Source organism: Streptomyces chiangmaiensis, from assembly GCF_036281785.1.
Lineage (GTDB): Bacteria > Actinomycetota > Actinomycetes > Streptomycetales > Streptomycetaceae > Streptomyces > Streptomyces chiangmaiensis.
Window position 1 is genome coordinate 1 of record NZ_JAYWVC010000628.1, and the last position, 1,000, is coordinate 1,000.

Here is a 1,000-nt window from a genome sequence, read left to right on the forward strand (position 1 = left end):
ACTCGTTACTGAGACACGCTCCTAGGCGATCAACGCTGTGACCTGCGGCTGGGCTGTCAACGGTAGTCAGCGTTGGTCGTCGTTGTGCGCCCTCGGACGGCCGAGGGACGGCCCAACTCCCGGCCCTGGAGCCAGTTAAAGCGGTTGATCGGCTCATCGTCCTGCGGTAGCACTGCGGAATGATTCGAGGGGACAAGATCGCGCTGAGGGCCCGGTACGAGGCTGACCTTCCAGTGCTTCATGCGCTACACGACGACGTGCTGACCCGATCGCGCACCGATTCTCGGCCCTGGCGACCGATACCGCCTGAACTCGCGCAATCTCCCTTCGCAGTGACTGAGCCGTCGGATACAGCAGTCCCCTTCTCGGTGGTGGACCTCGGGTCAGAGGAACTGGTCGGTGCGGCCACGCTGTGGGGCATCGACACGCACAACAGGTCGGCGCACCTGGGGCTCGCCCTACTCTCCGACTTCCGCGGCCGTGGGTTCGGCGCGGACACCGTCCGGACGCTGTGCGAGTACGGATTTGCGGTACGCGGACTACAGCGACTGCAGGTGGAGACGATGGCGGACAACGCTGCAATGATCGCGGCAGCGTCGAAGGCGGGGTTCACGATCGAGGGCACGTTGCGGCGCTCCGCGTGGGTGTACGGGGAGTTCCTCGACGAGGTTGTCCTCGGTCTCCTCGCTCACGAGTGGGCTTCCTGAAAACAGGAACCACAGCGGGCCCTGCTGCCGTCCCGTCTGCCGTCGTCCCACACGCCAGTGGAGCGGCCTTGCTTCCTGGTGTCCAGGTGGAGCGCCCTACTGTCCGAACGACCTGGACACCAGGAAGCAAGGCTACTCGGCTTTGCCTGGGACGTCGGCAGTCGGGATGGCAGCCCCTCGCCTAGCCACGAACTCCTCGCAGTCGCCGACGAGATCGCCATCCCGGAGCCTGAGGCCCCCGCCGGCGGCATCGCCTTGGCCCGCGGTTGGTCTCTCTGCTCTGCCCGCTGCAT

Annotated in this window: 1 protein-coding gene; it reads left to right on the forward strand. The window is 65.9% G+C overall.

Features of this window, described 5'->3' with window-relative positions:
- Positions 1-179: 179 nt before the first annotated feature.
- The gene (locus tag VXC91_RS46055) at positions 180-707 is read left to right on the forward strand and encodes a GNAT family N-acetyltransferase (protein WP_329513279.1); all 528 of its coding nucleotides are present in this window, start codon (positions 180-182) and stop codon (positions 705-707) included.
- The last annotated feature ends 293 nt before the right edge of the window (positions 708-1,000 follow it).